Origin of the sequence: Haemophilus parainfluenzae (assembly GCF_003253005.1) — a bacterium.
Classification (GTDB): Bacteria; Pseudomonadota; Gammaproteobacteria; order Enterobacterales; family Pasteurellaceae; genus Haemophilus_D; species Haemophilus_D parainfluenzae_M.
In genome coordinates this window covers 99,154-125,593 of sequence record NZ_QEPZ01000001.1, presented here as the reverse complement: position 1 = coordinate 125,593, position 26,440 = coordinate 99,154, and the positions used below count along the sequence as shown (strand labels likewise).

Below are 26,440 nucleotides of genomic sequence, written 5' to 3'. Positions count from 1 at the left end.
TTTACACACGCTCCACTAATTGTTTGAAGAACCCTTTTTCTAATTGCAATAATTCTGCATAAGTGCCTTTTTCAATTAGCTTCGCTTCATCAATCACACAAAGTTCATCAAATTGCTCAATCGCCGTTAAGCGGTGAGTCACCATAATTAAGGTTTTATTTTCAGCATGAGCAAGAATCAAACGTAAAATTTGGCGCTCAGTTTCGCGGTCTAAACCTTCAGTTGGCTCATCTAATAATAAAATTGGCGCATCATTAAGCAAAATACGGGCTAAGCCCAAACGACGTTGTTCTCCACCGGATAGTGGACGGCCGCCATCACCTAGCCAAATATCTAAGCCTTGTTCTTGTTCCAACAATTTTCCTAAACCAACCTGATTTAACACCTCGATCATTTTTTCATCTGAAATATTGACCGCACTTGCGAATTGCAGATTTTGACGAAGTGTATCGCTAAATACATGAACACGTTGTGTTAAAAAGCAGAATTGGCTGCGTAATGTGTCTTCTGAATAATCAGCAATGGGTTTTCCAGCAAGGAATAATTCTCCTTGATTAGCATCATAATTACGCACTAAAAGCTGTAATAACGTGGATTTTCCGCTGCCTGTTTTACCTAAAATTGCGACTTTTTTGCCTTTTTGAATAGTTAAATTCAAATTCTCTAAAGCACGATTTTGACGTTCAGGATAAGTGAAAGAAAGATCTTTGGCTTCAATTAATATTGTGGCGTTTTGATTGAACTCCGCTTTGCCCTTAAAAGTTACTAATGGTTGTTGTTCGATAATATCTGTCACACGTTCAGCTGAAGCAATCACCTGTCCTATATGTAAGAATGCAGAACCTAATGGCATTAAGATTTCAAATGAGGCTAAGGCCGCAAAAGTGAAGAGTGCAATAAATGCCATGCTATATTCATCGTTACCAAACTCCGCTTTGGAGCTAAACCACAACATTGCGGCAATAATTAAACCATTTAAAAAGAGTGAAAGGGCGGTTGAAAATCCGCTTAAATTTGCTTCTTTTTGCTGGTCTGCTTGCCAGTTAGCTTCAGTTTTAGCCATATTATCTTTCAATTTATCTTCGGCATTAAAGAGCAATAATTCCGCTTGTGCTTGGATAAATTCTAAGAATTGCGTGCGATAAAGTGCGCGTGAATGCACGAGTTTGTCGCCAAATTTTTTACCCAGTTGGTAGAAAACGGTTGGAATGGCGAATACTAATAAAAGCAGGCTCACACCTAGACCTAAGGCTAAAGGTACATTGACGAAACTTAGGCCAATACACATAGCTAGAATCACAAAAATAGCCGTAATAAGTGGTGCAATTAAACGAAGATAAAGGCTATCGAGCGTATCCACATCAGACACTAAGCGGTTTAATAAATCGCTGTTACTGTAGCGATTTAACACTGCAGGACTTAATGGAATAATCTTCTCAAAAACTTGTACCCGTAATTTAGCCAAAATGCGGAAAGTCGCATCGTGCGTCACTAACTTTTCAAAATAGCGGAAAAAGGTGCGGCTAATAGCAAGGCCACGCACAGAAGCAGAAGGGTAGAAGAAATTAAATAACGTGCCAAGACCCGCAATGGCCGTTGCCGCTAAAAACCAACCCGATGTGGTCAGCAAGCCAATACTGGATGCGAGGCCTGTAATCATTAAAACCAAGCCTAAAAATAAAGGCAACTTAGCGAATTTAAATAAACGTAAAAAGGGAAGTAAAGCACGCATTATTGAATATCCTCTTTTCGTTGAGCCAATAATTCGGCAAAGAAGCCTTGATCTTTTAATTGGTTGAAATGCCCTTGTTGAACGATTTCACCTTCTTGCATCACAAAAATATTGTCACATTGTTTCAGATCTTCAATACGGTGTGTGATCATTAAGGTCGTTTGGTTATGGCTCATTTCTGCAAGGGCAGCAAGTACCAGATTTTCAGACTGAGCATCGAGGCTAGCAGTTGGCTCATCGAGTAATAATAAATTGCCTTTGCGTAATAAAGCGCGAGCGATAGCTAAGCGTTGAGCTTGGCCTACAGATACACCAATTCCACCATCTTTAATCTCACTATCTAAGCCTAATTTGTCGGTAAACTCTTTCGCTTGAGCAGAAGTCAAGGCTTGCTCAATTTGCTCATCAGTTGCTTGAATATCGCCTAAAAGTAGATTTTCTTTGATGCTGCCTTGTAGCAGTAATGGATTTTGACCTACCCACGCAATTTGTTTGCGCCAGTCGCTTAAACGACTTTGATTCAGTTCCACGCCGTTAATTTTTAAGCTGCCTTCATAAGGCAAGAAACCGAGTAATACATTGATTAAAGAGGTTTTTCCTGCACCACTTTGACCAACAAGGGCAATATGGCTTTTTTTCGGAATATGGAATGACAGCGGCTTAGTTAATGGTTGACCTTGTGGAGAAAGCGCCACTAAAAATTCAGCCTGAATGTCGACCGCACTTTGCGCTGGAATTTGTTCATTACCCTGATGTGCAATTAAATAATCTGCCTCTAAGAAATCAACAATGGCATCAGCAGCACCAATACCGGCTGCACGATCGTGGTAGTAAGTCCCGAGATCACGCAATGGTTGATAAAACTCTGGTGCCAGAATTAAGCAGAAAAAACCGGTAAATAAGGTCAGTGTGGTACCGTAAGTACCAAATTCGACTTGGCCTAAATAGCTAAAACCAAAATACACCGCCATTAAAGCAATGGAAATAGAGGTAAAAAACTCTAACACTGCAGAAGAGAGAAACGCCATTTTAAGCACAGCCATTGTGGTTTCTCTGAAGTCTTCCGTTGTGCTTTCAATATGTTGAGTTTGTTCTGAAGTGCAGTTGAAAAGACGCAAGGTTTCTAAACCACGTAAACGATCCAAGAATTGAGCACTTAAGCGAGAAAGGGTCGCCATATTTTTTTGGCTGCTATCTGCTGCTGCAATCCCCACCAGAATCATAAAAATTGGTACAAGCGGTGCAGTGACCATCAAAATCAATCCTGCCACCCAGTTGAGCGGGAATACGGCAATTAAAATCACCATTGGTACAATGGCAGACAAACTTTGTTGTGGTAAGAAACGCGCATAGAAGTTATGCAGATTTTCCACTTGTTCAAGCATGATACTTGCCCAGCTACCGGCTGGTTTATTATTGATGGTGGCCGGCCCCACTTGGTGGATTTTGTCTAAGATCTTTTGACGCATATGACTGCGCAGTAATCGACCTGCTTTAAAGCCAATTTTTTCGCGTAGCCATAAAATGACCGCACGCAAAGCAAAAGTCATGATTAATGCAATAAAATAGGGAACCAGTTCAGCGCGATCGACATTTTGCATAATCAGCTTGTCGAGCAATGTCGCAAGAAAATAGGTTTGAGCCACAAGAATTAAGGAAGAAAGTGTGGCAAGGGCAATATTGGTGCGCATTAATTTTTTAACAGGTTGTTGTTGCGCATGAAGCCATTTTTGTAAATATTTTTGGCGAAGTTTATCCATTGTTTTTGTTTATCCTAGGATAGGATGGGTTGGCTGGAGGATTAAAAAATTTACCTTTGAAAAATAATAGGTGCGTGAAACCTTGTTTTACGCACCTTACATGAGAATTTAGCGCACTTATTCTTGTGCATCTAAATAACGTTCAGCATCTAATGCAGCCATACAGCCTGTACCCGCTGAAGTAATGGCTTGGCGATAGTTGTGATCCATCACATCACCCGCAGCAAATACGCCTTCTACAGAGGTTGCTGTTGCATTGCCTTCAAGACCTGATTTAACCACAATATAACCATTGTTAAGTTCAAGCTGACCTTGGAAGATTTCAGTATTTGGTGCATGACCGATGGCAATAAATAAACCGTCTAATTTCACATCTTCTTTTTCGCCGGTTTTCACGTTTTCTAAACGTACACCAGTTACACCCATGTTATCACCTAACACTTCATTCAAAGTGCGGTCAGTATGAAGCACGATTTTGCCTTCTTCGACTTTTTTGTATAAGCGATCGATTAAGATTTTTTCTGCACGGAAACTATCACGACGGTGAATTAAATGTACTTCAGACGCAATATTAGCTAAGTAAAGTGCTTCTTCAACAGCAGTATTTCCGCCACCAACAACGGCAACCGGTTTATTACGATAGAAGAAACCATCACAGGTTGCGCAAGCTGAAACGCCACGGCCTTTATAAGCGGTTTCAGATTCTAATCCGATATAACGTGCTGATGCCCCTGTTGCGATGATTAATGCATCACATGTGAAGGTTTGCATATCACCATAAAGTTTGAATGGGCGAGAAGATAAATCGACTTTGTTAATATGATCAAACACGATTTCGGTTTCAAATTTTTCAGCGTGTTGCAACATACGTTGCATTAAACCTGGGCCAGTTGTCATTTCAAAATCACCCGGCCAGTTTTCAATTTCATCCGTGGTAGTAAGTTGCCCACCTTGTTGAAGACCGGTCACTAAAACAGGTTTTAAGTTTGCACGTGCGGCATAAATAGCCGCGGTATAACCCGCAGGGCCCGAACCTAAAATTAATAATTTGCTGTGTTTAACGTCTGACATAAAGAATCCTTTGTTTATAAAATAAAGCATGAGGCTTTGGGAGTTTGTTCATTATAAAGCCTTCATGCATAAAAAAATAGTTGATCGTATTAGTAAAGCAATGAATACAACAATCGGCGATATTTATTGGTGATAGGATCCGCATTACCAATGGCCGATAAAATAGATAAAAACTGCTGTTTTACTTCACCATTTTCAGCTGAAAGATCTTGTCTAAGAATGCTAAATAATAAGTCCAATGCTTCTTCGTTTCGATTGGCTTGATGTAGCTGAACTGCTAATTTCAACGCAATTTCAGGCGTTGGATTTTTCGCATAATCCGCTTGTAATTGCTGAATTTCTGGCGTATCTGCCGCTTTAATTAAAAGCTCAATCTGCGCTTGTAAGCCATGCCAACGGCTGTCGCGATCCTGAATCGGAATTTGCGCTAAAATATCTGCAGCAGGCTCCGTTTTTTTCATGGCAATATAGGTTTCTGCATAAAGTAATGCGACATCGCTGTTTTTCTTATCTGAAAGCTCCCAGGCGTCTTTCAGTAATGGAAGGGCTGAGTCGTAATCTTCCACTTGTAAAAAATCCAAAGCTTTTTGGAATTTTAAATCTTCTTCTTTTGGCAAAATTGCACTCAAACGTTGCAATAAACTGGCTTCATCTAATGCACCAGGGAACGCATCTAATGCTTGTGCCTCTTTAAAAAGATAAGTTGTAGGCAACGCTTGAATACGAAATTGTGCAGCAATCATTTGCTCTGTTTCACAATTGACTAAGCCGAGGATAAATTGCCCTTGGTATTGTTCAGCAACACGTTGTAGAACTTTTGCAAAATCAGCTGATTCTTTATGGCTTGGTGCATAAAAGTTAATGACAAGCGGGGTTTCAACAGAGCTTTGCAACGTTTCGGTAAGATTTTGTTCGTTGAGTTCAACTAAAAAAGGTAAATCTGCCATTTTTATTCCTTGATAAATGGAAAATGATGCTTGATTTTAGCAAAGTGCGGTCAGTTTTAGAAATGTTTTACAGGAAAAGAAAAGGGCAGTGTTAATCTGCCCTTATTTACGATCTATTTTTATTCTTTTATTTCTTTCACTTTATCTTCTGGAAGCACGAGGTTAAGAATTAAGGCAAGTAATGAACCTACAGTAATACCTGAACCGAGCACTTCTTTGAAAAAATGTGGTAATTTATCAAGCAATTCAGGACGGGTCGTCACGGCTAAGCCACAGCCAATGGAAATGGCGATGATTAAACCATTGCGTTTGCTACGTGCGACTTTATCTAACATTTGGATACCTGCGGCGATAATCATCGCGAACATCATTAAGCCTGCACCGCCTAATACTGGTAATGGAATTGATACAATTAATGCACCGAATACAGGGAATAAACCCGCTAGCGCTAGAAGTACACCGGTTAGCGCAACAACGTGACGACTTGCCACGCCCGTTAGAGAAATGACACCAATGTTTTGTGAGAATGAAGAGAATGGTGTGGTGGACATAATGGCAGCTAGGGCAGATCCTAAACCATCGGCTAAAACGCCACCGCGTAAATGTTTGCCGGTGATTTCTGTTTGTGTTGCATTACCCAGCGCTAAGAAGTTACCGCTTGATTCAACGATCGTCACTAAATACGCAATGGACATGCCGATAATACCTGAAATTGGGAAGGCTAAGCCAAAGTGTAGTGGTTGTGGAATCGCGAAAATTTGTGCTTGTTTTACGCCTTCAAAGCTTACCCAGCCCATGGCTAAACAAACGAGATAGCCTGTCATCATCCCAATAACGATAGCTGCGGCGGAGAAAATCCCTTTACCCCATTGCACGAGTGCGACTACGATGACTAATACAAAGCTCGCCATCATTAAATTTTCTGGCGTTGCATAATTCGCATCACCACGTTGACCACCAGCAAACCAGTCAACTGCAACTGGAATCAGGCTTAAGCCGATCATCATGACAACAGTCCCTGTCACAAGTGGTGGGAACAATTTGCGAATATACGGCATGAAGAAACTGCCGATAATCATCACTAAGGAACCAATGAGAGAAGAACCTAAAATACCGGCGATGCCATATTCGCTAAAACCAATCGCTAGTGCTGCGGCAACGAAAGTAAAACTGGTTCCCATCACACTTGGCAAACGAATGCCCACAGGTCCTAAGCCTTTACATTGGATAACGGTCACTACGCCGGAAATGAGCAGAGCCGCATTAACTAAGGTAATAGTATCTTCAGTCGGTAATTTTAAGACGTTACCAATGACCAATGGTACGGCAATAATTCCCCCAAGTGCGGCAAGTAAATGTTGTGCCGCAAGGAGTAAACTTAATCCGAAAGGTGGTTTGTCTTCCACGGTATAAAGCAGGTTGTTATTCATTAGGTTCCCTTAAGTAGAAAAAAATTGTGCGAATTATACGTTAATTTTTATTCAGCGCAAACGTTTGCGTAAAGAAAATAAAAAAAGTGTGGTTAAAAATTACGTGATTTTCAACCGCACTTGTTTGATTTAAAGACTACATCCAGAATAGATAAGCAATTGTTCCGATAATTAGCATACAGGTTAAATCAATAAATTTACCAACGCGGATCATTTCGGATTGTTTAACAAAGCCTGTGGAGTACACAATTGCATTCGGCGGTGTACCAACCGGCATCATAAAGGCACAAGATGCACCCAAACCAATAATCATCGCAAAACCAAGCGGTGGCATATTCAGTGCTTGTGCGATCGAAATAAAGATTGGAACGAGCAAGGCCGCACTTGCTGTGTTTGACGTAAATTCAGTCAAGCAGACAATAAAGGTTGCAACAATTAATGCCATTACATAGTAGTGACCTCCTTCAATGATGAAGACAATGCCATCCGCCATGATTTTGCTTGCGCCAGATTGAGTCAATACTGAGCTTAAGGTTAAACCTCCACCGAAAAGGAACAACACCCCCCATTCTGTATTGTCTTGTATTTCTTTCCAGCTTGCGATACCCGTCACGCAAATGACGATTGCAGCCGATAGGGCAACCATACTGTCAAAACTGCCAATGGGTTTTGGTAGCCCTAATAATTGAGAAAGAATTGGATTGAGGTAACCACCAAAAATCCAAAGAATCGCCACAGTCACAAAAATAGTTAAGGTTAAAATACGTTTTTTCGTCATGTGAATTTTGGCAAATTCAGCATCAAAACGGAGACCGAGTTTCGGTTTAAAAACAAGGTATAACCAACCAATAATAAGCGGGAATAAAATTAACATCACTGGCGTGCCATACATTAACCAGTCAGCAAAATCTAAATGAAGTTGAGATGCTGCAATGGCATTTGGCGGGCTACCCACAAGGGTTCCCATTCCGCCAATGGTGGCACTATAAGCAATCCCTAACAGTACGAAAACATAAGTATTATGTTCTTCCTTCTGATCTAATTGACTCAAAATGGTCATTGAAAGAGGAATCATCATTGCAGCAGTAGCAGTATTACTCATCCACATAGATAAAAATGCGGTAGCGATGAATAAATAGAGTATGGCAACAGATAAATGCCCCCTAGCTAACTGCATGATTTTATTAGAAATCATTTGGTCGATCTTTTGCACATTTAATGCCGTTGCAAGTGCAAAACCACCGAAGAATAAGAAGATAGTTGGATCTGCAAAGGCTACGAGCGCTTCGCGACTATTCACCAATCCGAGTAATACCGACAAAATTGGAACGAATAACGCGGTGATGGTGACATTTACTGCTTCAGTCATCCACAAAATCGCCACGAATGCCAATAATGCTAAACCTTTATTCGCTGCCGGTTCAAAAGGTAGAATATTTAATAAAATAAAAAAGAGACCCATATCGGCGAGGAATATAATCGCATTTTTATTCCAAACTTTAGATTGTGAGTTTGTAATGGGGGTTTGTTGCATGTATTTTCCCTATATATTTTAAGAAGTTGGCGATTTTACCATAGAGATTTAAATCAGGAAATAATGCATACTAAAAATTGATTACAGTAAAAGAAAAGTGCAGTCAAAACTGGATGCTTTTTGACCGCACTTTATCGTTGAATATCAATTTAGCGAGATAAAATCGCTTTCACTTGCTTTTGTAATACTGAGATAATCTCTTGTTCAAACCATGGATTTTTCTTGAGCCAAATTTGGTTGCGTGGTGAGGGATGAACGAGCGGGAGAAAGTGAGGGAGAAAATCACGGAAATGGTGAACCGTTTCAGTCACATTAAGCTCGTTTTCTGGTAAATAATATTTTTGTGCATATTGCCCGATAAGAATGGTAAGCGCTATGTTGGGCAAGTTAGCTAAAATCGGTGCATGCCATTTCTCTGCGAAGCCTTTGCGTGGCGGTAAATCACCAGATTTGCCTTTCCCAGGGTAATAAAAATCCATCGGGATGACAGCAAACATACCCGAGTGATAAAAGGTATCACGATCCACGCCTAGCCATTCTCGCAGGCGATCACCACTTTTATCATTCCAATATAAACGACTTTCTTGGGCTTTAATTCCGGGGGCTTGTCCGACAATATTAATACGAGCTGTCGTTGGTGCCGCAAAAAGCGGTTCAATTCCTTTTGCCGTGAATGATTGATTATCGGGATCTTGCATAATGGATTGCGTGATTTGTGTAAGTGTTGGCATGGTACTTCCTTATTTATTGAAATAAAAATAGCTCACTTTTGATGAGCTATTTTATCATAATCAATGTTGCGACATTATAGGTGTTTCACTCGACGTTTTACTTCTTCCTGTTTGCCCGCATTGAATGGACGAGCATCAGGACTGCCGAGATAACCACAAACACGTCGGGTTACGGAGACTTTTGCACTGTCATGATTACCACATTTAGGACAAACAAAGCCTTTGCTTGTGCAATTAAACTCTCCTGTGAAACCACATTCGTAACATTCATCAATTGGCGTGTTGGTGCCGTAATAAGGCACGCGATCGTAGCTATAATCCCACACATCTTCGAGTGCTTTGAGGTTATGCTGAATGTTAGGGTATTCGCCATAACAGATAAAGCCGCCACTTGCTAGTTCAGGATAAGGCATTTCAAAGTCTAATTTATCGTATGGATTGACTTTTTTCTCTACATCTAAGTGATAGCTATTAGTGTAGTAGCCTTTATCGGTAACGCCTTCAATGACACCAAATTGTTTGGTATCTAAACGACAGAAGCGATCGCACAAGTTTTCACTTGGTGTGGAATAAAGGCTAAATGCATAGCCGGTTTCTTTCTGCCATTGTTTTACCGCTTCGCTTAAACGACGCACAATCGCAATACCTTTTTCACGTAGTTGTTCATCGTCAAAAATATGTCCCTTTTTATACAGTGCATTGATGGTTTCATGAATGCCAATATAGCCTAAAGAAATTGATGCTCGTCCATTTTTGAAAATATCCGCAACATTATCATCGGCTTTTAGTCGAACGCCGCAAGCGCCTTCCATATAGAGAATTGGCGCAACACGAGCTTTGGTATTTTCTAAGCGCACAATACGGGTAAGTAAGGCTTTCTTCGCGAGGGCTAAGCGTTCATCTAAAGTGCGGTAGAATTTTTCTTCATTTCCTTGTGCTTCCAGAGCAATGCGAGGCAGATTCAGACTGACCACGCCTAAATTATTGCGACCATCATGCACTTCATGACCGTTTTCTTCATAAGCACCCAAGAAGCTACGACAACCCATTGGGGCTTTGAATGAGCCAGTGATTTTAACCACTTGATCATAGTTTAAAATATCTGGATACATGCGTTTTGACGCGCATTCTAATGCCAGTTTTTTAATGTCATAGTTTGGATCTTGTTCGTTTTGGTTCACGCCTTTTTTAATGGTAAAGACCAGTTTAGGGAAGACGGGCGTTTTATGATTTTTACCCAAGCCACGAATACGGTTTTTCAAAATCGATTGCTGAATTAACCGTTCTTGCCAATTTGTACCTAAGCCAAAACCAAAGGTAACAAACGGCGTTTGACCATTTGATGTATGGAGCGTATTGACTTCATATTCAAGGGATTGGAACGCATCAAAACATTCTTTTTCAATTAGCGCTTTCGCATAACCTTCCGCATTCGGAATTTGCCATTGGGCGGCATTTTTCAGATGTTTTTCAAAGCTGAGTTGAACATAAGGTGCAAGTACTTCATCAATACGATTAATGGTTGTACCGCCATAAATATGGCTAGCGACTTGAGCAATAATTTGTGCAGTAACAGCTGTTGCTGTACCGATAGATTTAGGCGGCTCAATTTCAGCATTACCCATTTTAAAACCATGTGAAAGCATACCTTTTAGATCAACGAGCATGCAGTTAAACATTGGGAAAAATGGCGCATAATCTAAGTCGTGATAGTGGATTTCCCCTTTTTCATGGGCTTCAACAACATCTCTTGGCAGAATATGACGTTTGGCATAATGTTTTGCCACAATACCTGCTAGTAAATCACGTTGGGTAGGAATAACTTTCGCATCTTTATTTGCGTTTTCATTAAGTAATTCCACGTTGCTTTGCTCAATCAGTCCTTCAATTTCTTTGGTTAATTGGCTGCGTTTTTCACGTGCCAGGTCGCGATCGTGACGATATTCAATATAAGCACGTGCAATTTGTGGATACTTGCTTGTCATTAAGTGATCTTCAACAATTTTTTGAATCTGGTTGATATCAATTTCATGCTGATAATGACTAAAAATTTTAGTATTAATTCGCTGGCTCAGCTCATGAATATAAATTTCATCAACAATATTGACCGCACTTGCTGCTTTTTTGATTGCATTAGTAATGCGTTGTAGGTCAAACCCAATTCGTGAACCATCACGCTTAATCACAAAGAAAGCGTTCATTTTATGACTCCTGTAAGGTAGCTATGAAAAAATTGAAAGCACTATATATAGTTTTATTTAATAGATCAACACACAATATGTAGTGTTATTTTGTGTTTTTGATGGTTGAGATTGAGTTGAAACCTTGGTAAATCTGGAAAGCAAGAGTGTTTTTTGTTGAGAATTATTCTCAAATTATTTTTTTAATAAATTTGATCTGAATCAAGTTTTTTAGCAATAAAAAACGGACGAAAAATCGTCCGCTCTTTAAGTCGTAGAAAAGAAATTAAGCTGCAACCATTACCATTGCTGGGCGAATCACACGACCATTTAAGGTATAGCCTTTTTGTAAAACAGTGGTGATTTGGTTGCTTTCAAACCCTTCAGCTGGTTGCATAGAGATGGCTTGGTGGAGATCCGGGTTAAAGGTTTCACCCACTGCACCAACAGGTTCGACACCAAAGCGAGAAACCGTTGAGAGTAACTCTTTTAAAGTCAGCTCAACACCAGCGAATAGGGCTTTGATGTTTTCATCTTCCTTATTAGCAGGCGTTGCAAGCGCACGCTCTAAGTTATCAATGGTATTTAAAATGTCTTTTGAAAATTTTTCTAGTGCAAATTTATGCGCTTTTTCAATATCTTGTTCGCTACGGCGACGCATATTGTCAATTTCTGCACGCGTGCGAAGCAATAAATCTTGTTCTTTTTTAGAGGTTTCTTCTACTTGTGCTTTTAATTGTTCTTCAAGCTCTTGTACACGAGCGATCGCTTCTTCTAACGGATCTTCCGTTGAAGTGGTTTCCTGTTGAACTTCTTCAACAAGTTCTTCATTTTCATTTAAGTTTTGTGCTTGTTCTGACATCTTTTTCTCCATTTATCAAAAATTAGCGCTATTTTAGCAAAACTGAATTGCTATGTAATATAATGGCTAAAATTTTAAATTCAAGTGCGGTCAGAAATCGGTGAGTTTGCACTTGGGAGCAATCATAGTTATGGATGAATTAGTTAAATCATTTAAAATCATCGCTTTAATGGGAAAACCACGTCGCGATATTAATTTGCAAATGCATAAAAACTTGTATCAATGGCTGAAAGAGCGAGGCTATCGAGTTTTAGTGGAAAAAGAGGTCGGTGAAAAATTTGGTTTACCCAAAGAGGTTTTAGCAACAGTTGAACAAATCGGTGAGCAAGCACAACTTGTGATTGTGATCGGTGGTGATGGCAATATGCTAGGGCGTGCTCGCATTTTAGCTAAATATCATATTCCAATGATTGGTATTAACCGAGGTAACTTAGGCTTTTTGACCGATATCGACCCAAAAAATGCTTATGCACAGCTTGAAGCTTGTTTGGAACGCGGCGAGTTTTTTGTCGAAGAGCGTTTTTTATTGGAAGCTAAAATTGAACGCAATGGTGAAATTATTTCTAGTGGTAATGCAGTAAATGAGGCGGTGATTCACCCCGCTAAAATTGCGCACATGATTGATTTCCATGTTTATATCAATGATAAATTTGCCTTTTCTCAACGTTCAGACGGCTTGATTGTTTCCACTCCAACGGGCTCAACGGCTTATTCGCTTTCCGCAGGCGGCCCAATTTTAACGCCAAATTTAAATGCGATTGCCCTTGTGCCGATGTTCCCGCACACGCTTTCTTCTCGACCATTAGTAATTGATGGGGACAGTAAAATTTCAATTCGCTTTGCAGAACATAACACTTCACAGTTGGAATTAGGCTGTGATAGTCAAATTGCACTAGATTTTAGCCCAGATGATATCGTTCATATTGAAAAAAGTCCGCATAAACTTCGCCTATTACACCTGAAAAATTACAATTATTACAATGTATTAAGCACGAAATTAGGCTGGCTTAAAAATTTCTAATCCAAAAAGTTAAAAATTTCTTTACTGTATATTATATCAGTTATAATATATGGATATACAGTTAAGGAGATTTTTTATGCTAACCCAACTTACTATCAATAATTTTGCAATTGTTCGTCAATTAGAAATTGAATTGGCGAAAGGAATGTCTGTGATCACGGGGGAAACCGGCGCAGGGAAATCTATTGCTATTGATGCGTTGGGATTATGTTTGGGGCAGCGTATTGAAACCTCTATGGTTCGAGAAGGGCAGGAAAGAGCTGAAATTTGTGCGACATTTTTTATTGAACCAACTAACCCCGCTTATCAATGGTTGCAAGAGCAAGAATTGCAAGATCCTGATAATCCCTCCGATTGTATTCTACGTCGTGTCATTAATGCAGATGGGCGTTCGAAAGCCTTTATCAATAGCACGCCCGTATCGGCTTCCCAATTAAAAGAAATAGGACAATATCTTATTCATATTAATGGGCAGTACGCTTCACAATTATTATTGAAAAATGATTATCAGCTTCAGTTGGTGGATACATTTGTACATCACAATGATTTACTCGCACAAATGCGAGAAGATTATCGAGCATGGAAAAATCTTCAACTGCAAGTTAAAAATTTCCAACAAAAAGTTGCCGAAAATGAAGCGAAGAAGCAACTTTTACAATATCAGGTCGAAGAGTTGGATGAGTTTGCCCTTCGTCCAAATGAATACTTAGAATTAGAAGAGGATCAACGTCGTCTATCAAATAGCGAACAGCTGACACAGCTATCACAATCAGCCTTACAGCTACTCAGTGAAAATGAGACGGTGAGCATTGACTCTATGCTTTATCGTGTGACACAGTATATTGATGAATTAAGTGAGTTAGATCCTCGATATGTTTCCGTTCAAACGATGTTGAATGATGCACTTATCCAAGTGCAAGAGGCGACAAGTGAAGTTCAACATCTTGCTTCTCATATTGAGCAAGATCCGATGTTATTACAAGAGATTGAACAACGTCTAGGTCAAGCTTTACAACTTGCACGCAAGCATAATGTGAAACCTGAAGAGTTAGTGGAATGGCATCAAAAATTAAAAGCAGAATTGACCGCACTTTTAGATTTTTCAGAAAGTGAAGATCGTCTGATTCTAGAAGAAAAATCCGCCTTTGAGAAAATGCAACATACGGCAAAACAATTACACGAAAGCCGTTGCCAAGCTGCAGAGAAATTAGCACAACAGGTTACAGATTCTATCAAAGGGCTTGCAATGGAAAATGCCGAGTTTTTCATTGAAGTGAATTCGGATTTAACTAAAGTTGCGGCAAATGGGGCAGATAATATCGTCTTTACTTTACGCAGTAATTTAGGACAACAGGCACAACCGCTAGCAAAAGTGGCATCAGGTGGTGAATTGTCTCGTATTTCATTAGCGATTCAAGTCTTAACGTCCGATCAATCGTCGATTCCAACGCTGATCTTTGATGAAGTGGATGTTGGTATTAGTGGAAAAACCGCGAGTGTAGTGGGTAAATTATTGCGTCAATTAGGTGATAAATGCCAAGTGCTTTGTGTGACCCATTTACCACAAGTAGCATGTCACGGACATCATCAATTTAATGTTGAGAAATTTACCGTTGGTGATAAAACAGAAACTAAAATGACCGCACTTTCTCAAGAAGAACGCGTTCCTGCTCTTGCAAGATTACTCGGTGGCAGTGAAATTACGGATCTTGCTTTAGCGAATGCACAAGAGATGTTGGATTTAGTCAAGTAAAATGAGGCAAATGAATGGGCGTTTTATAGTTCATTCAATGCATTAATAACTCGAATTTCGTCAAACTGCTCAAGTTGTTCTTGTCTAATTTCAATTTCTTGAAGTTGACCGGATTGTAGTAAATATTCCCTTTGTGTGCCTTTTAATAAAGGGGTATTAGGTGTGAACCATTCAGTCCCTTTTCTAAAGGCGAGATTACCAATAGAGCAGTCTGTCACAAAACTATCTTTAATAATAATGATTTCATCAGCCTCTCCCTTTTGTGCAAATAACGCATTGATAAGTTCACGATCAGCATATTTGAGCGAATAATCAATTTCATTACAGACTATGGGCTTGAATACACGATGTGTTTTAGGTGTATATTCAAGGTATGAAATTTGGGTTTGATGAGCGTTGTAGTCAATTCGACAGCGAACAAGCTTATTATGTAGCTCCTTAGGTGCTTGAATTAGATCTAAAAGATTAAAAAAAGTGACCGCACTTTTTCCATAATAAGTGATAAGGCTATGCTCATAGCGTGCTTGATGCAGAGCAATATTTTTAATTTTGCTATTTTCAATAGCGATGGTTTCAAATAAAGGGAACACTACTTTTCCTTTTGGATTGGAAGGTAAACTTTGGCAATCAACTCTTGATATTCGTCTTCAAGTTGGCTTTGAATGGTAATACCACCACCACTACGGAAATAAAATTTATCATTTTTTTGTTCAATAAAGCGAATTGCTACGGCGCTATTTAGGTTTTCACCATCAAAAATACCGAAAATTCCAGTGTAATAACCTCGTTCTTGCTTTTCAGCTTGTTGGATAATGGAAACCGTTTTTTCTTTAGGTGCTCCGCTAATTGAGCCAGCAGGTAAAAGTGCGGCTAATATTGAGCCAATTTTATTTTGCCAATTATCTTCTAATTCACCGTAAATTTCTGAACTGGTTTGTAGTATTTCACCTTGTTCTGTGTAAATACTATCGATGTAGCGAAAACGAGATACTTTGATATTTTTGGCAACCATTGCAAGATCATTACGCATTAAATCGACAATGGTGTAATGTTCTCGTTGCTCTTTTTCATCCTTTAACAAATTAGCTTTGGCATTAGGCTGGCTCGCATCAATCGTTCCTTTCATAGGATAGGTGTAAATTTTGTTTTGTCGAATTTGCACAAAGGATTCAGGTGAAAAGCAGACAAATTGCTCCTTAAAAAGTAATTTATAAGGCGCCTCAACTGAATGGAAAATTTGGATTAAATCCCCATTTAATTTGATTTCGGTAGGATAAGTTAGATTGAGCAAATAGGAATTACCTTTTTGTAATTCGCGTTGAACAAGATGAAATCCTTGTTCATATTGATGTAACGTAATGGGCTTTTTATCAATGATAGACAAAGCAAAGTGCGGTTGATTTTCAGGGATATTTTTTACGCCTTGAATACCCCAAATTAGCCCTTTTTCAGTGCTTTCATCAAAAGAACAAATAAGCGGTTTCTTCTGTTCAAAATCAATTAAGAAGAAAAAAGGTTGGCGTAATGCGCCATAAGCATTAGCTTGATGAATAAATGTTTGCATGGCTTGTAGATAAAAAAATAAAAAGGATTTTAACGCAGAATCGCTATAATATTGAAATGAATTTAGTCACCGAATTATGGCACTAGCCCGTATGAAAAAAATTTTAGTTATCAATAACCATGATTCTTTTACTTATAATTTAGTGGATCTCATTCGCCAATTACAGGTGCGTTTTGATGTGGTGAGTATTGAAGATTTATCATTAGATTGTGTAGAAGGTTATACACATATTTTAATTTCTCCAGGACCAGATGTTCCAAGCTCGTATCCACAATTATTTGCGATGTTAGAACGATTTTATCAAACAAAGTCTATTTTAGGAGTTTGTTTAGGACATCAAACCCTTTGTGAATTCTTTGGCGGAGAACTCTATAATTTGCCAAGTGTGCGCCATGGGCAGAAACGCCGCTTAAAAGTGCGGTCAAATTCAGGCTTATTTTTAGGGCTTCCAGCCGAATTTGAAATAGGCCTTTATCATTCTTGGGCAGTACAAACAGAAAGTATGCCAGATACATTAGAAATTACAGCCGTTTGTGATGATGAAATCGTGATGGCAACACAGCACAAAAATTTACCGATTTTTTCTGTGCAATTTCATCCTGAGTCTTACATGTCAGAATTCGGTGAACAAATGTTACAAAATTGGTTAAATTTCAAAAATACTTGATAGGAATGCTTGCGTATTAGTCAAAAAAGCGTATTATAGACGTCTATACGTCAATACATCCAAAAAAGAAGAGAACTTATGTCTAGCTATTTATTTACTTCTGAATCTGTTTCAGAAGGACATCCAGATAAAATTGCCGATCAAATTTCTGATGCGGTACTTGATGAAATTTTAAAACAAGATCCTAAAGCACGTGTGGCTTGTGAAACCTATGTAAAAACAGGGATGGCGTTAGTCGGTGGTGAAATTACCACATCAGCATGGGTTGATATTGAAAACCTTACACGCCAAGTGATTTGTGATATTGGTTACAAACATTCAGAGATGGGCTTTGATGGAAATTCTTGTGCCGTATTAAATGCGATTGGTAAGCAATCATCGGATATTAATCAAGGTGTGGATCGTGAGAATCCATTGGATCAAGGTGCGGGTGACCAAGGGATCATGTTTGGTTATGCAACAAATGAAACCGAAGTCTTGATGCCAGCAGCGATTACTTATGCGCATCGTTTAATGGAAAAACAAGCGGAAGTACGTAAAAGTGGAAAACTATCGTGGTTACGCCCTGATGCGAAAAGCCAAGTCACTTTAAAATACGAAGATAACAAAATCGTAGGTGTAGATGCGGTAGTGCTTTCTACACAACATAGTGAAGAAGTTTCACAAAAAGAAATTTATGAAGGTGTGATGGAAGAAATCATCAAGCCAATTTTGCCAAGTGAATGGTTATCTCAACAAACAAAATATTTCATCAACCCAACCGGTCGTTTTGTGATTGGTGGTCCAATGGGAGACTGTGGCTTAACGGGTCGTAAAATCATTGTTGATACCTACGGCGGAGCTGCTCGTCATGGTGGTGGTGCATTCTCTGGTAAAGATCCATCAAAAGTAGACCGTTCAGCCGCTTATGCCGCGCGTTATGTGGCGAAAAATATTGTTGCAGCAGGTCTTGCAGATCGTTGTGAAATTCAACTTTCTTATGCAATTGGTGTGGCAGAGCCAACCTCTATCATGCTGGAAACTTTTGGTACAGGAAAAGTATCAAACGAAGTATTGGTTAAGTTAGTGCGTGAATTCTTCGATTTACGTCCTTACGGTTTAATTAAAATGCTAAATTTAATTCAACCAATCTATCGCCAAACTGCCGCGTATGGACACTTCGGCCGTGAACAATTCCCATGGGAGAAAGTGGATCGTGCAGAAGAATTGCGAGCAGCAGCCGGTCTTAAATAAGTAAATAAATGTGTATGATAAAAACCGCTAAATTAGCGGTTTTTGTTTACTTAACATGATGATGTCATCTCAAACTCAGTTTCGGCATTTAAAAATGCAGGTACAGCGCAAACTTGCAGAAACATTACAACTCACTGAAAATTACTTTCAACGGAAATTTCCTATTCCGATAATCAGTTATGACTTGCGAGGAGTAAAGGCCGGCGTTGCATACTTGCAGAAAAATGAGATTAAATTTAACCGCACTTTGCTACTCGAGAACTCAGATGAATTTATTCGTCAGGTGGTTCCACACGAATTAGCCCACCTTATTGTGTATCAAGTATTTGGTCGGGTGAAACCGCATGGACGGGAATGGCAAGCAGTGATGACACAGTTATTTAATCTTCCGGCTGATACTTGTCACCAATTTGATGTGGAAAGTGTGCAAGGTAAAATGTTTGCTTATCAATGCGAATGCCAGACCCATTATTTAACGATTCGTCGGCATAATCGTATTCAGCGCGATAAAATTGCCTATTTATGCCAAAAATGTCAGGGGAAATTAGTTTTTCATAGTGAAAATTAATAAGCAGTATGATATATTTCCAGTGTTTTCAATCAAATAACAGGGGTTATCCAATGAAAAAATCATTATTAGCTATCGTTGTCGGTGCATTAGCGGTTGCTTCAACTGCAAATGCAGGTTTATATGCAGAAGGCGATCTTGGTCTTTCAAGAACTAAATTAAGTAATGGTGGTTCAAGCAAAACCAAAATTGAGCCTCGTGTTGCAGTAGGTTACAAATTAGGTAATGTACGTGTAGCTGGTGATTATACTCATCACGGTAATTTCCAAGGCACTAAAGTTCAAGGCTTAGGTGCAACAGTGTTCTATGACTTCGATACCAACTCTCAAATTGAACCTTATGTTGGTGCTCGTCTTGCGGCTAACCGTTTCAAATTTGAAGACCGAGCAGAACAACGTTACAAAAGTTCTTCTGAAACTAAAGTGGGTTATGGTGTAGTTGCGGGTGCTAAATATAAATTAGCAGACAAAGTGTATGCAAACGGTGGTTTAGAATATAACCGTTTAGGTAGCTTTGACGATACTAAAGTGAATAACTATGGCGCTAAAGTGGGCGTAGGTTACGAATTCTAATTTCCCTTTTGAAAGTGCGGTTGATTTTCACCGCACTTTTTCTTTTGGATGTAAAAATTTGTATCGGGTTAATTATTTGTGATTAATCTATGTAGCAGTTAGAATCCTCGTTCTAAATGAAATCGGGGATTTTTTATTTTTAGAGGTGAGAATATGATTATTGTTTATGGCATTAAAAACTGTGATACAGTGAAAAAAGCATTGAAGTGGTTAACTGAACATAATATTGAATATAAATTACATGATTACCGAGTTGATGGATTAGATACTCAATTTTTACAACAAGCAGAAGCACAATTTGGTTGGGAAAATTTAGTCAATAAACGTAGCACAACTTGGCGTAATCTTGATGAAAATGTGAAAAATACACTCTCGAAATCCACCGCTCTTTCCGTATTAGCTGAAAATCCAACGTTAATCAAACGCCCGATTATTTTACAAGATGGTAAGGCATTGATTGGATATGATGAAGAAGAGTATGATTTAGCATTTAGATAAAATAGATTAGTAAATAGGTTTTAGCGTTCTATCTGAAGTATTGTTATTAAGCTGATATAAATGTATCGCAAAATGTCAATTTTTGACCTTGCCTTTTGTTTTTAATAAGAATAAGATTCATTATAATGTTATTGCAAGTTCAATCATTGATGTGATAAATATTTCATAGCTGTTGGTTATTTGTTTGGAGTTTTTTATATGATTGAATTGTAAATTTTCTTAATTAATTGCCAAGCAAAGGATTGATTATGCATAATAAATCTTATTTTGCCCTCCTTCCTCTTTCATTTTTTATATCTAATGCTTTTGCTGAGGATATACAGTCTGTAACATTATTGGATCCCATTGTGGTAACAGGTGTTACTCAGACAAATACTAATTCAGTCAAACTTAATCCTAAAACAACACTTCAACCTTTACCTGCTGGTGATGGTGCAGATTTATTGCACTCTGTGGCAAATATGAGCGTGATTCGTAAAGGTGGGAGTTCGGGTGATCCATTATTTCGCGGGTTAGGTGGTTCTCGCTTGAATATTCAAGCAGACGACCAATTCATTTATGGTGGGTGTAGCAACCGAATGGATCCGCCAACAGCCTATATTTTCCCATCAGCTTATGATGAAGTCGTTGTTACTAAAGGACCTCAAACAGTAACACAAGGCACAGGTCTAGTGGCTGGAGCCGTACATTTTGTTCGTAAAGAACCTGAATTTGATACGCAAAACACTTATTTAAATGGCAGTGTAACCCTTGGTGGAAATAAACGTCGTGATGCTTATTTTGATGCGATGGCGGGTGGCAAATATGGTTATTTACGTACCAGTGTGTCACATAATGAAGCAGGTAATTACAAAGATGGTGATGGTAATCGCGTTCATTCTTCTTTTGAGCGTCGTAATCAAATGTTACAGCTTGGTTTCACTCCGACAGAAAACACTTTATTGACCGGAACTTATGAACGTAGTCGAGGCGAAGCGGCTTATGCGGATCGAATGATGGATGGGAGTAAGTTTGATCGTGATGCATGGAATATACGTTTGTACAACAAAATATTACACCGTGGTTCACTGAACTTGAATTACGCTACGGTCAAAGTAAGATTGATCATGTGATGGATACTTATAGTATGCGTTATTTAAGCATGATGGGAAATCAAGTTAAAAAAGCGATGAATCCAAAACGTGAAACCAACACAGGGCATTTGAAAGCAACCTTTGATTGGCCGGATATTAATTTACAGATTGGCATTGATTATATGCGCGACAAACACCTTGCGCGTATGGAAATGAAGGGGGAAGGTTACACGCATAAACCTTATCAACCACAGCAAAACTTTACTCAATGGGGTGGATTTGTTGAGGGGGCCTGGACGGCAAGTGATAGTCGTAAGTTTATTTCTGGTTATCGTTATGATGAAGTCAAAGCTGAATACGACACTTTAATGGCAAATCCCCCAAATAAAAACCATACGTATGGTTTACATTCAGGTTTCTTCCGTTGGGAAGAAGAAATCAATGGCATTAAATATTATGCCGGTGTAGGGATTGCAGAGCGAGCGCCAGATTATTGGGAACGCCGTGCAAGTCAAGTTTTAGATAAAGAGCAAAACCGCCAAATTGATACGGGATTAATTTGGAAAAATGATGCCTTTGATTTTTCTGTATCGTTATTTGGTAGTGATGTTCACGATTTTATTATGTTAGAACGAGTGGGTAAAAATGTCTCAGCTAGTAATATCAAGGCAACCCGATTAGGCGGCGAAATTGAAGGCAAATGGAGATTTGCTCGTCACTGGGAAATCGGTAGTAGTCTTGCTTATACTTATGGTAAAAATCGCACGGACGACCGTCCACTCGCTCAAACCCCGCCATTAGAATGGAAAAACTCATTAACTTGGGATAATGAAACCTTGAGCGCGGGAATATTATGGCGAGTGGTTTCGGCTCAAAAACGCTATACAGCGGGACAAGGCAACATTATTGGGCAAGACATTGGTGCTTCAGCAGGCTTTGGAACGTTATCCTTTAATACAGGGTGGAAAATTAATAAATATGCCACTTTGCAGGGCGGAATTGATAACTTATTTAATAAATCCTATGCTGAGTTTGTGAGTAAAGGTACTGATCCTTCAGCGGGACTTCAAACTGTTCGAGTGAATGAGCCAGGACGTCAATATTGGTTACGTTTGCAAGTTCAATTCTAGTATTCTTCATAAACTAATAAAAACGGATAACGAGTTTGTCCGTTTTTTATTTGAACAGATTTAAATTGAAGGAAAATTTTGTTAAATTAGAGCGCACTTTTAGTCGTCACTGAATATTATGAAACAAAAAACTATTGAGCTTGCACAAGCATTAATTCGTCGCCTCTCTATTAGCCCAAATGATGAGGGCTGTCAGCAACTAATTGCGGAACGTTTGGAAAAACGCGGCTTTCAAATTGAATGGATGCCTTTCAACGATACGTTAAATTTATGGGCGAAGCATGGTAGTGGTGAGCCAGTCATCGCCTTTGCTGGGCATACCGATGTGGTACCGACCGGAGATGAAACACAATGGACTTATCTGCCGTTTTCTGCCGAAATTGTGGATGATATGCTTTATGGTCGTGGTGCGGCAGATATGAAAGGCTCATTAGCAGCAATGATTGTGGCGGTGGAAGAATATGTAAAAGCTAATCCTAATCATAAAGGCACGATTGCTTTGTTGATTACTTCTGATGAAGAGGCCGTTGCGAAAGATGGTACGGTACGTGTTGTCGAGACATTAATGGCGCGCGGTGAGAAAATTACTTATTGCATGGTAGGTGAGCCGTCTAGTTCAAAAACATTAGGCGATGTAGTCAAAAATGGTCGTCGGGGTTCGATTACAGGTAACCTCTACATTCAAGGCATTCAAGGTCATGTGGCTTATCCTCATTTAGCGGAAAACCCAATCCATAAAGCAGCGCCGTTCTTACAGGAATTAACCACATATCCATGGGATAACGGCAACGAATTTTTCCCGCCGACCAGTTTGCAAATTGCGAATATTCATGCAGGTACAGGGAGTAATAATGTCATCCCTGGTGAGCTTTATGTGCAATTCAATTTACGTTATTGTACAGAAGTGACTGATGAAAGCATTAAGCAGAAAGTGGCAGAAATGCTCGAAAAGCATGGTTTGAAATACCGTATTGATTGGAATTTATCGGGTAAACCATTTTTGACGAAACCGGGCAAATTATTAGATGCGTTAACGACGGCAATTGAGCAAACAACTGGTATTACACCACAAGCAGAAACAGGCGGTGGTACCTCTGACGGACGTTTTATTGCGTTAATGGGGGCTGAAGTAGTGGAATTTGGGCCACTTAATGCGACGATTCATAAAGTAAATGAATGTGTCAGTGTAGATGATCTTGCCAAGTGCGGTCAGATTTATCATCAAATGTTAGTGAATTTATTGGACAAGTAAGATGAAATTAACGCCTGAAATGTTAACTGGCAAATCTCGTGAACATTTGATCAATTTGCCTACACCTCATTCTCCGAATCATTTTTTGCAAGCAGAGGCAATGAAAGCGTTTCAAGGATTGCAGCAAAGTGCGGTCAAAAATGGCTTTAATTTGCAACCTGCGAGTAGCTTTCGTGATTTTGAACGTCAACAACTCATTTGGAACGGTAAATTTAACGGCGAACGCAAAGTGCATGATGATGCGGGAAATCCATTAGATTTAACGTCGTTCGATGATTGGCAAAAAGCACAAGCCATTTTACGTTGGTCAGCGCTTCCTGGGGGAAGTCGTCATCATTGGGGAACAGAAATCGATATTTTTGATCCTGATCTTTTGCCGCAAGGTCAATCTTTACAACTTGAACCTTGGGAATATGAACGCGGTGGCTATTTCTTTGAGTTAAGTGAATTTCTCACTGAAAATCTACCGCACTTTGATTTTGCTTTGCCATTTATCAGCCAACCAGAAGGTAAAAAAATAGGCCGAGAGCCTTGGCATATTAGCTATTTACCGTTGGCAGAGCAGGCCTCACGATTATTTACGCCAGATGTGTTATTGCAGGTTTGGCAGCATGAAACCGTGGCTGGAAAAGAAACGTTAATTACGCATTTGTCAGAGATTTTTGAGCAGTATGTGGTTTAACAAAAAACGCAGCAAGTCGCTGCGTTTTTTTATGGTTTGATTAATTCTTTTTATTCTTTTCCAAGGATTTATGTTGAATTTTCACATTCTTGCCTTTGGCTTGGAAATATTCACCAATTTGTTGAGCAATGTAAACAGAACGATGTTTACCTCCTGTACAGCCGATGGCAATAGTGAGATAGCTTCGGTTATTTTGCTCTAACATCGGTAACCACGTTTCAATGTAATTGCGTGTTTGGTAGATAAAATTATTCACTTCATCATGTGCAAGTAAAAATTGTGCAACAGGTTCATCAAGCCCCGTCATTGGGCGCAGTTCTGGGTTCCAGTGCGGGTTAGGTAGAAAACGCACATCAAAGACATAATCAGCATCAAGTGGAATACCATATTTAAAGCCGAATGACTCAACCACTATCTTAAGTTCTTTATCCGTATTACCACGTAAAACTTCTCTTAAACGTTCAGATAACGCATGAGTCGAAAGTGGTGCAGTATCAATAATAAAATTAGCATGTTGAATTAAAGGCTCAAGTTGCTGATATTCTAAATCAATCGCTGATTCAAGTGGGAGATCTTGAGCTGAAAGCGGATGAAGACGACGTGAATCGCTGTAACGGCGAATAAGTGTACTACGATCGCTGTCTAGAAAGATGATTTTGACGGAATAAGAGGCTTGAATATCAGTCAAAATTTTGTCTAAATCAGCACTGGAATGAGGAAGATTTCGAATATCAAGGCTGATTGCAACAGCCGATTGAGTGTTAGCAAGAATCTGCGTGAGTTGAGGAAGTAAATTGAGAGGAAGGTTATCCACGCAATAATAGCCCATATCTTCCAAGGCTCGTAATGCGACAGATTTCCCAGCTCCGGAGCGACCGCTGATAATAATAATTTCCATCTGCGTGATTCCTTATGGTTGGTAGGTTAGGTTATACCTCTTGAGGTTCAATATTATCTAAATTTGTGTCATCCTCAGATTCCTCTGAATGATCGGCACATTCAAAAATTTGCCAAATTTCATCCGCATTTTGTGCTGAACGAAGTTGTTTAATTAAGTTTTTATCAGTTAATTTTTTGTTGAGTTCTGCCAGAACAGGAATATATTCTTGGCAGTGATTTTCGGGTACGAGCACTGCAAAAACGATATCCACGGGTTTATTATCAGCCGCATCATATTCGACAGGCGTTTCTAATTGCATAAATACCGTTAGGATCTTATCTGAGACCGTAGTAGGTAACTTGGCTTTAGGCATAGCAACACCATTGCCTAATCCTGAATTACCTAATTTTTCCCGTTCAAATAAACATTCAAAACAAGCCTGTTCACCATTTTCGCAGTGAAGTTTTTCCACAACGAACGCGGCAATAGATTCAAATAATCGTTTCTTGCTAGAAAAAGCAACCCCCTGACGAATATCATCAGGGGAGAGCAATGTCGTAAATTTCATAGGTTATAGTTTAAATTGTTCGCCTAAATAGACACGTTTAACGTGCTCATCATTCATGACTTTTTCTGGTGTGCCGGTCGCGATAATTTTCCCTTCACCAACAATGTAAGCGCGTTCACAAACATCAAGGGTTTCGCGTACGTTATGGTCAGTAATTAACACGCCTAAGCCACGATTACGGAGATCCGTGATGATTTTCTTAATATCCGTGACCGAAATAGGATCCACCCCCGCAAAAGGTTCATCTAATAAAATAAATTTTGGATTTGCAGCTAAGGCGCGCGCAATTTCTACTCGACGACGTTCACCACCAGAAAGCGATTGTCCCAGGCTATCACGAATATGACTAATATTGAACTCATCAATTAACTCATCCGCTCTCTCTCTGCGTTGTTCTGCAGTGAGATCTTTACGAATTTCTAATACCGCCATAAGATTTTCATACACCGTTAAACGGCGGAAAATAGAGGCTTCTTGAGGTAAATAGCCAATTCCTTGGCGTGCACGTTCATGCATAGGCAATACGCTAATATCATCTCCATCAATGGTGATTTTTCCCTGATCGTGACGCACTAAACCGACGACCATGTAGAAAGTAGTGGTTTTACCTGCACCATTTGGACCAAGTAAGCCAACAATTTCATTGGAGTTTACGGTTAAACTCACATCAGAAACCACTTTTCGGCTTTTATAGCTTTTTGCGAGGAATTCAGCTTGTAATACAGACATCTG

At 39.3% G+C, this 26,440-nt stretch carries 25 protein-coding genes; 11 read left to right on the top strand and 14 right to left on the bottom strand.

Annotation, left to right across the window (positions count from 1 at the left end):
* Position 1 precedes the first annotated feature (1 nt).
* From cydC to grpE, 9 genes are all read right to left on the bottom strand, one after another.
* On the bottom strand, positions 2-1,732 hold the full coding sequence (cydC, locus tag DPV97_RS00605) for a heme ABC transporter ATP-binding protein/permease CydC (protein ID WP_070714105.1): 1,731 nt from the start codon (positions 1,730-1,732) through the stop codon (positions 2-4).
* Positions 1,732-3,492 carry a heme ABC transporter permease/ATP-binding protein CydD gene (cydD, locus tag DPV97_RS00600; RefSeq protein ID WP_070714108.1) on the bottom strand — a complete coding sequence of 587 codons (1,761 nt, stop codon included), beginning with the start codon at positions 3,490-3,492 and terminating at the stop codon, positions 1,732-1,734. The genes cydC and cydD overlap by 1 nt, the downstream gene beginning before the upstream one ends.
* 117 nt (positions 3,493-3,609) lie before the next feature.
* The gene (trxB, locus tag DPV97_RS00595) at positions 3,610-4,563 is read right to left on the bottom strand and encodes a thioredoxin-disulfide reductase (protein WP_005699879.1); all 954 of its coding nucleotides are present in this window, start codon (positions 4,561-4,563) and stop codon (positions 3,610-3,612) included.
* An 89-nt stretch (positions 4,564-4,652) separates the two neighbouring features.
* Positions 4,653-5,510: a co-chaperone YbbN gene (locus tag DPV97_RS00590; RefSeq protein WP_070714112.1), complete on the bottom strand. Its 858-nt coding sequence runs from the start codon at positions 5,508-5,510 to the stop codon at positions 4,653-4,655.
* Between the two features lie 119 nt (positions 5,511-5,629).
* Positions 5,630-6,940 carry a nucleobase:cation symporter-2 family protein gene (locus DPV97_RS00585; RefSeq protein ID WP_070714113.1) on the bottom strand — a complete coding sequence of 437 codons (1,311 nt, stop codon included), beginning with the start codon at positions 6,938-6,940 and terminating at the stop codon, positions 5,630-5,632.
* Between the two features lie 136 nt (positions 6,941-7,076).
* Positions 7,077-8,474, bottom strand: a complete 1,398-nt coding sequence (locus tag DPV97_RS00580) for a DASS family sodium-coupled anion symporter (protein WP_070714117.1) — start codon at positions 8,472-8,474, stop codon at positions 7,077-7,079.
* A gap of 149 nt (positions 8,475-8,623) precedes the next feature.
* Complete coding sequence (locus DPV97_RS00575) at positions 8,624-9,205, bottom strand: uracil-DNA glycosylase family protein (RefSeq protein WP_070714119.1); 582 nt, start codon at positions 9,203-9,205, stop codon at positions 8,624-8,626.
* 74 nt (positions 9,206-9,279) lie between these two features.
* The gene (nrdD, locus tag DPV97_RS00570) at positions 9,280-11,406 is read right to left on the bottom strand and encodes an anaerobic ribonucleoside-triphosphate reductase (protein WP_070714122.1); all 2,127 of its coding nucleotides are present in this window, start codon (positions 11,404-11,406) and stop codon (positions 9,280-9,282) included.
* 265 nt (positions 11,407-11,671) lie between these two features.
* Positions 11,672-12,247: a nucleotide exchange factor GrpE gene (gene grpE / locus DPV97_RS00565; protein ID WP_083313296.1), complete on the bottom strand. Its 576-nt coding sequence runs from the start codon at positions 12,245-12,247 to the stop codon at positions 11,672-11,674.
* A 130-nt stretch (positions 12,248-12,377) separates the two neighbouring features.
* On the opposite strand from grpE, the gene DPV97_RS00560 reads away from it, so the two are divergent.
* Positions 12,378-13,268 (top strand): NAD(+) kinase, encoded by an 891-nt coding sequence (locus tag DPV97_RS00560; protein WP_070714131.1) that lies wholly within the window; start codon positions 12,378-12,380, stop codon positions 13,266-13,268.
* 76 nt (positions 13,269-13,344) lie between these two features.
* On the top strand, positions 13,345-15,021 hold the full coding sequence (gene recN, locus DPV97_RS00555; protein ID WP_070714133.1) for a DNA repair protein RecN: 1,677 nt from the start codon (positions 13,345-13,347) through the stop codon (positions 15,019-15,021).
* A gap of 23 nt (positions 15,022-15,044) precedes the next feature.
* Here recN and DPV97_RS00550 read toward each other — a convergent pair whose 3' ends face one another.
* On the bottom strand, positions 15,045-15,611 hold the full coding sequence (locus tag DPV97_RS00550) for an aminotransferase class IV family protein (protein WP_070714136.1): 567 nt from the start codon (positions 15,609-15,611) through the stop codon (positions 15,045-15,047).
* The gene (locus tag DPV97_RS00545; RefSeq protein ID WP_070714137.1) at positions 15,611-16,585 is read right to left on the bottom strand and encodes an aminodeoxychorismate synthase component I; all 975 of its coding nucleotides are present in this window, start codon (positions 16,583-16,585) and stop codon (positions 15,611-15,613) included. Before DPV97_RS00545 ends, DPV97_RS00550 begins: the two co-directional genes overlap by 1 nt.
* Positions 16,586-16,676: 91 nt before the next feature.
* On the opposite strand from DPV97_RS00545, the gene DPV97_RS00540 reads away from it, so the two are divergent.
* The 9 genes from DPV97_RS00540 (at position 16,677) to DPV97_RS00505 (ending at position 24,260) form a co-directional block, all read left to right on the top strand.
* On the top strand, positions 16,677-17,252 hold the full coding sequence (locus DPV97_RS00540) for an anthranilate synthase component II (protein ID WP_521684742.1): 576 nt from the start codon (positions 16,677-16,679) through the stop codon (positions 17,250-17,252).
* A 78-nt stretch (positions 17,253-17,330) separates the two neighbouring features.
* Positions 17,331-18,485, top strand: a complete 1,155-nt coding sequence (gene metK / locus DPV97_RS00535) for a methionine adenosyltransferase (RefSeq protein WP_070714141.1) — start codon at positions 17,331-17,333, stop codon at positions 18,483-18,485.
* A gap of 55 nt (positions 18,486-18,540) precedes the next feature.
* Positions 18,541-19,053, top strand: a complete 513-nt coding sequence (locus tag DPV97_RS00530; protein WP_070714144.1) for a SprT family zinc-dependent metalloprotease — start codon at positions 18,541-18,543, stop codon at positions 19,051-19,053.
* 53 nt (positions 19,054-19,106) lie between these two features.
* Complete coding sequence (locus DPV97_RS00525; protein ID WP_049380058.1) at positions 19,107-19,625, top strand: opacity family porin; 519 nt, start codon at positions 19,107-19,109, stop codon at positions 19,623-19,625.
* Between the two features lie 153 nt (positions 19,626-19,778).
* Positions 19,779-20,123, top strand: a complete 345-nt coding sequence (locus DPV97_RS00520) for an ArsC family reductase (protein WP_070714148.1) — start codon at positions 19,779-19,781, stop codon at positions 20,121-20,123.
* 248 nt (positions 20,124-20,371) lie between these two features.
* Positions 20,372-21,235 (top strand): TonB-dependent receptor plug domain-containing protein, encoded by an 864-nt coding sequence (locus tag DPV97_RS09625; RefSeq protein WP_243585031.1) that lies wholly within the window; start codon positions 20,372-20,374, stop codon positions 21,233-21,235.
* Positions 21,148-22,326: a TonB-dependent receptor domain-containing protein gene (locus DPV97_RS09620; RefSeq protein ID WP_243585029.1), complete on the top strand. Its 1,179-nt coding sequence runs from the start codon at positions 21,148-21,150 to the stop codon at positions 22,324-22,326. Before DPV97_RS09625 ends, DPV97_RS09620 begins: the two co-directional genes overlap by 88 nt.
* Positions 22,327-22,444: 118 nt before the next feature.
* Positions 22,445-23,578, top strand: a complete 1,134-nt coding sequence (gene dapE / locus DPV97_RS00510; RefSeq protein WP_070714151.1) for a succinyl-diaminopimelate desuccinylase — start codon at positions 22,445-22,447, stop codon at positions 23,576-23,578.
* Position 23,579: 1 nt separating this feature from the next.
* Positions 23,580-24,260, top strand: a complete 681-nt coding sequence (locus DPV97_RS00505) for a M15 family metallopeptidase (protein WP_049381708.1) — start codon at positions 23,580-23,582, stop codon at positions 24,258-24,260.
* Between the two features lie 40 nt (positions 24,261-24,300).
* Here the strand turns inward: DPV97_RS00505 and rapZ are convergent, their stop codons facing one another.
* Genes rapZ through lptB form a run of 3 tightly spaced genes read right to left on the bottom strand, consistent with a single transcriptional unit; the run spans position 24,301 to position 26,437 of the window.
* On the bottom strand, positions 24,301-25,158 hold the full coding sequence (gene rapZ, locus DPV97_RS00500) for an RNase adapter RapZ (protein ID WP_049381709.1): 858 nt from the start codon (positions 25,156-25,158) through the stop codon (positions 24,301-24,303).
* A 31-nt stretch (positions 25,159-25,189) separates the two neighbouring features.
* Positions 25,190-25,708 (bottom strand): PTS IIA-like nitrogen regulatory protein PtsN, encoded by a 519-nt coding sequence (ptsN, locus tag DPV97_RS00495; RefSeq protein WP_070714153.1) that lies wholly within the window; start codon positions 25,706-25,708, stop codon positions 25,190-25,192.
* A 3-nt stretch (positions 25,709-25,711) separates the two neighbouring features.
* Positions 25,712-26,437 carry an LPS export ABC transporter ATP-binding protein gene (gene lptB / locus DPV97_RS00490; RefSeq protein WP_070714156.1) on the bottom strand — a complete coding sequence of 242 codons (726 nt, stop codon included), beginning with the start codon at positions 26,435-26,437 and terminating at the stop codon, positions 25,712-25,714.
* Positions 26,438-26,440: the final 3 nt, after the last annotated feature.

Coding starts and splice junctions, on each gene's coding strand:
- cydC (WP_070714105.1), bottom strand. CDS start 1,732: ATGCGTGCTTTACTTCCCTTTTTACGTTTATTTAAATTCGCTAAGTTG.
- cydD (WP_070714108.1), bottom strand. CDS start 3,492: ATGGATAAACTTCGCCAAAAATATTTACAAAAATGGCTTCATGCGCAA.
- trxB (WP_005699879.1), bottom strand. CDS start 4,563: ATGTCAGACGTTAAACACAGCAAATTATTAATTTTAGGTTCGGGCCCT.
- DPV97_RS00590 (WP_070714112.1), bottom strand. CDS start 5,510: ATGGCAGATTTACCTTTTTTAGTTGAACTCAACGAACAAAATCTTACC.
- DPV97_RS00585 (WP_070714113.1), bottom strand. CDS start 6,940: ATGAATAACAACCTGCTTTATACCGTGGAAGACAAACCACCTTTCGGA.
- DPV97_RS00580 (WP_070714117.1), bottom strand. CDS start 8,474: ATGCAACAAACCCCCATTACAAACTCACAATCTAAAGTTTGGAATAAA.
- DPV97_RS00575 (WP_070714119.1), bottom strand. CDS start 9,205: ATGCCAACACTTACACAAATCACGCAATCCATTATGCAAGATCCCGAT.
- nrdD (WP_070714122.1), bottom strand. CDS start 11,406: ATGAACGCTTTCTTTGTGATTAAGCGTGATGGTTCACGAATTGGGTTT.
- grpE (WP_083313296.1), bottom strand. CDS start 12,247: ATGTCAGAACAAGCACAAAACTTAAATGAAAATGAAGAACTTGTTGAA.
- DPV97_RS00560 (WP_070714131.1), top strand. CDS start 12,378: ATGGATGAATTAGTTAAATCATTTAAAATCATCGCTTTAATGGGAAAA.
- recN (WP_070714133.1), top strand. CDS start 13,345: ATGCTAACCCAACTTACTATCAATAATTTTGCAATTGTTCGTCAATTA.
- DPV97_RS00545 (WP_070714137.1), bottom strand. CDS start 16,585: ATGCAAACATTTATTCATCAAGCTAATGCTTATGGCGCATTACGCCAA.
- DPV97_RS00540 (WP_521684742.1), top strand. CDS start 16,677: ATGAAAAAAATTTTAGTTATCAATAACCATGATTCTTTTACTTATAAT.
- metK (WP_070714141.1), top strand. CDS start 17,331: ATGTCTAGCTATTTATTTACTTCTGAATCTGTTTCAGAAGGACATCCA.
- DPV97_RS00530 (WP_070714144.1), top strand. CDS start 18,541: ATGATGATGTCATCTCAAACTCAGTTTCGGCATTTAAAAATGCAGGTA.
- DPV97_RS00525 (WP_049380058.1), top strand. CDS start 19,107: ATGAAAAAATCATTATTAGCTATCGTTGTCGGTGCATTAGCGGTTGCT.
- DPV97_RS00520 (WP_070714148.1), top strand. CDS start 19,779: ATGATTATTGTTTATGGCATTAAAAACTGTGATACAGTGAAAAAAGCA.
- DPV97_RS09625 (WP_243585031.1), top strand. CDS start 20,372: ATGCATAATAAATCTTATTTTGCCCTCCTTCCTCTTTCATTTTTTATA.
- DPV97_RS09620 (WP_243585029.1), top strand. CDS start 21,148: ATGGAATATACGTTTGTACAACAAAATATTACACCGTGGTTCACTGAA.
- dapE (WP_070714151.1), top strand. CDS start 22,445: ATGAAACAAAAAACTATTGAGCTTGCACAAGCATTAATTCGTCGCCTC.
- DPV97_RS00505 (WP_049381708.1), top strand. CDS start 23,580: ATGAAATTAACGCCTGAAATGTTAACTGGCAAATCTCGTGAACATTTG.
- rapZ (WP_049381709.1), bottom strand. CDS start 25,158: ATGGAAATTATTATTATCAGCGGTCGCTCCGGAGCTGGGAAATCTGTC.
- ptsN (WP_070714153.1), bottom strand. CDS start 25,708: ATGAAATTTACGACATTGCTCTCCCCTGATGATATTCGTCAGGGGGTT.
- lptB (WP_070714156.1), bottom strand. CDS start 26,437: ATGTCTGTATTACAAGCTGAATTCCTCGCAAAAAGCTATAAAAGCCGA.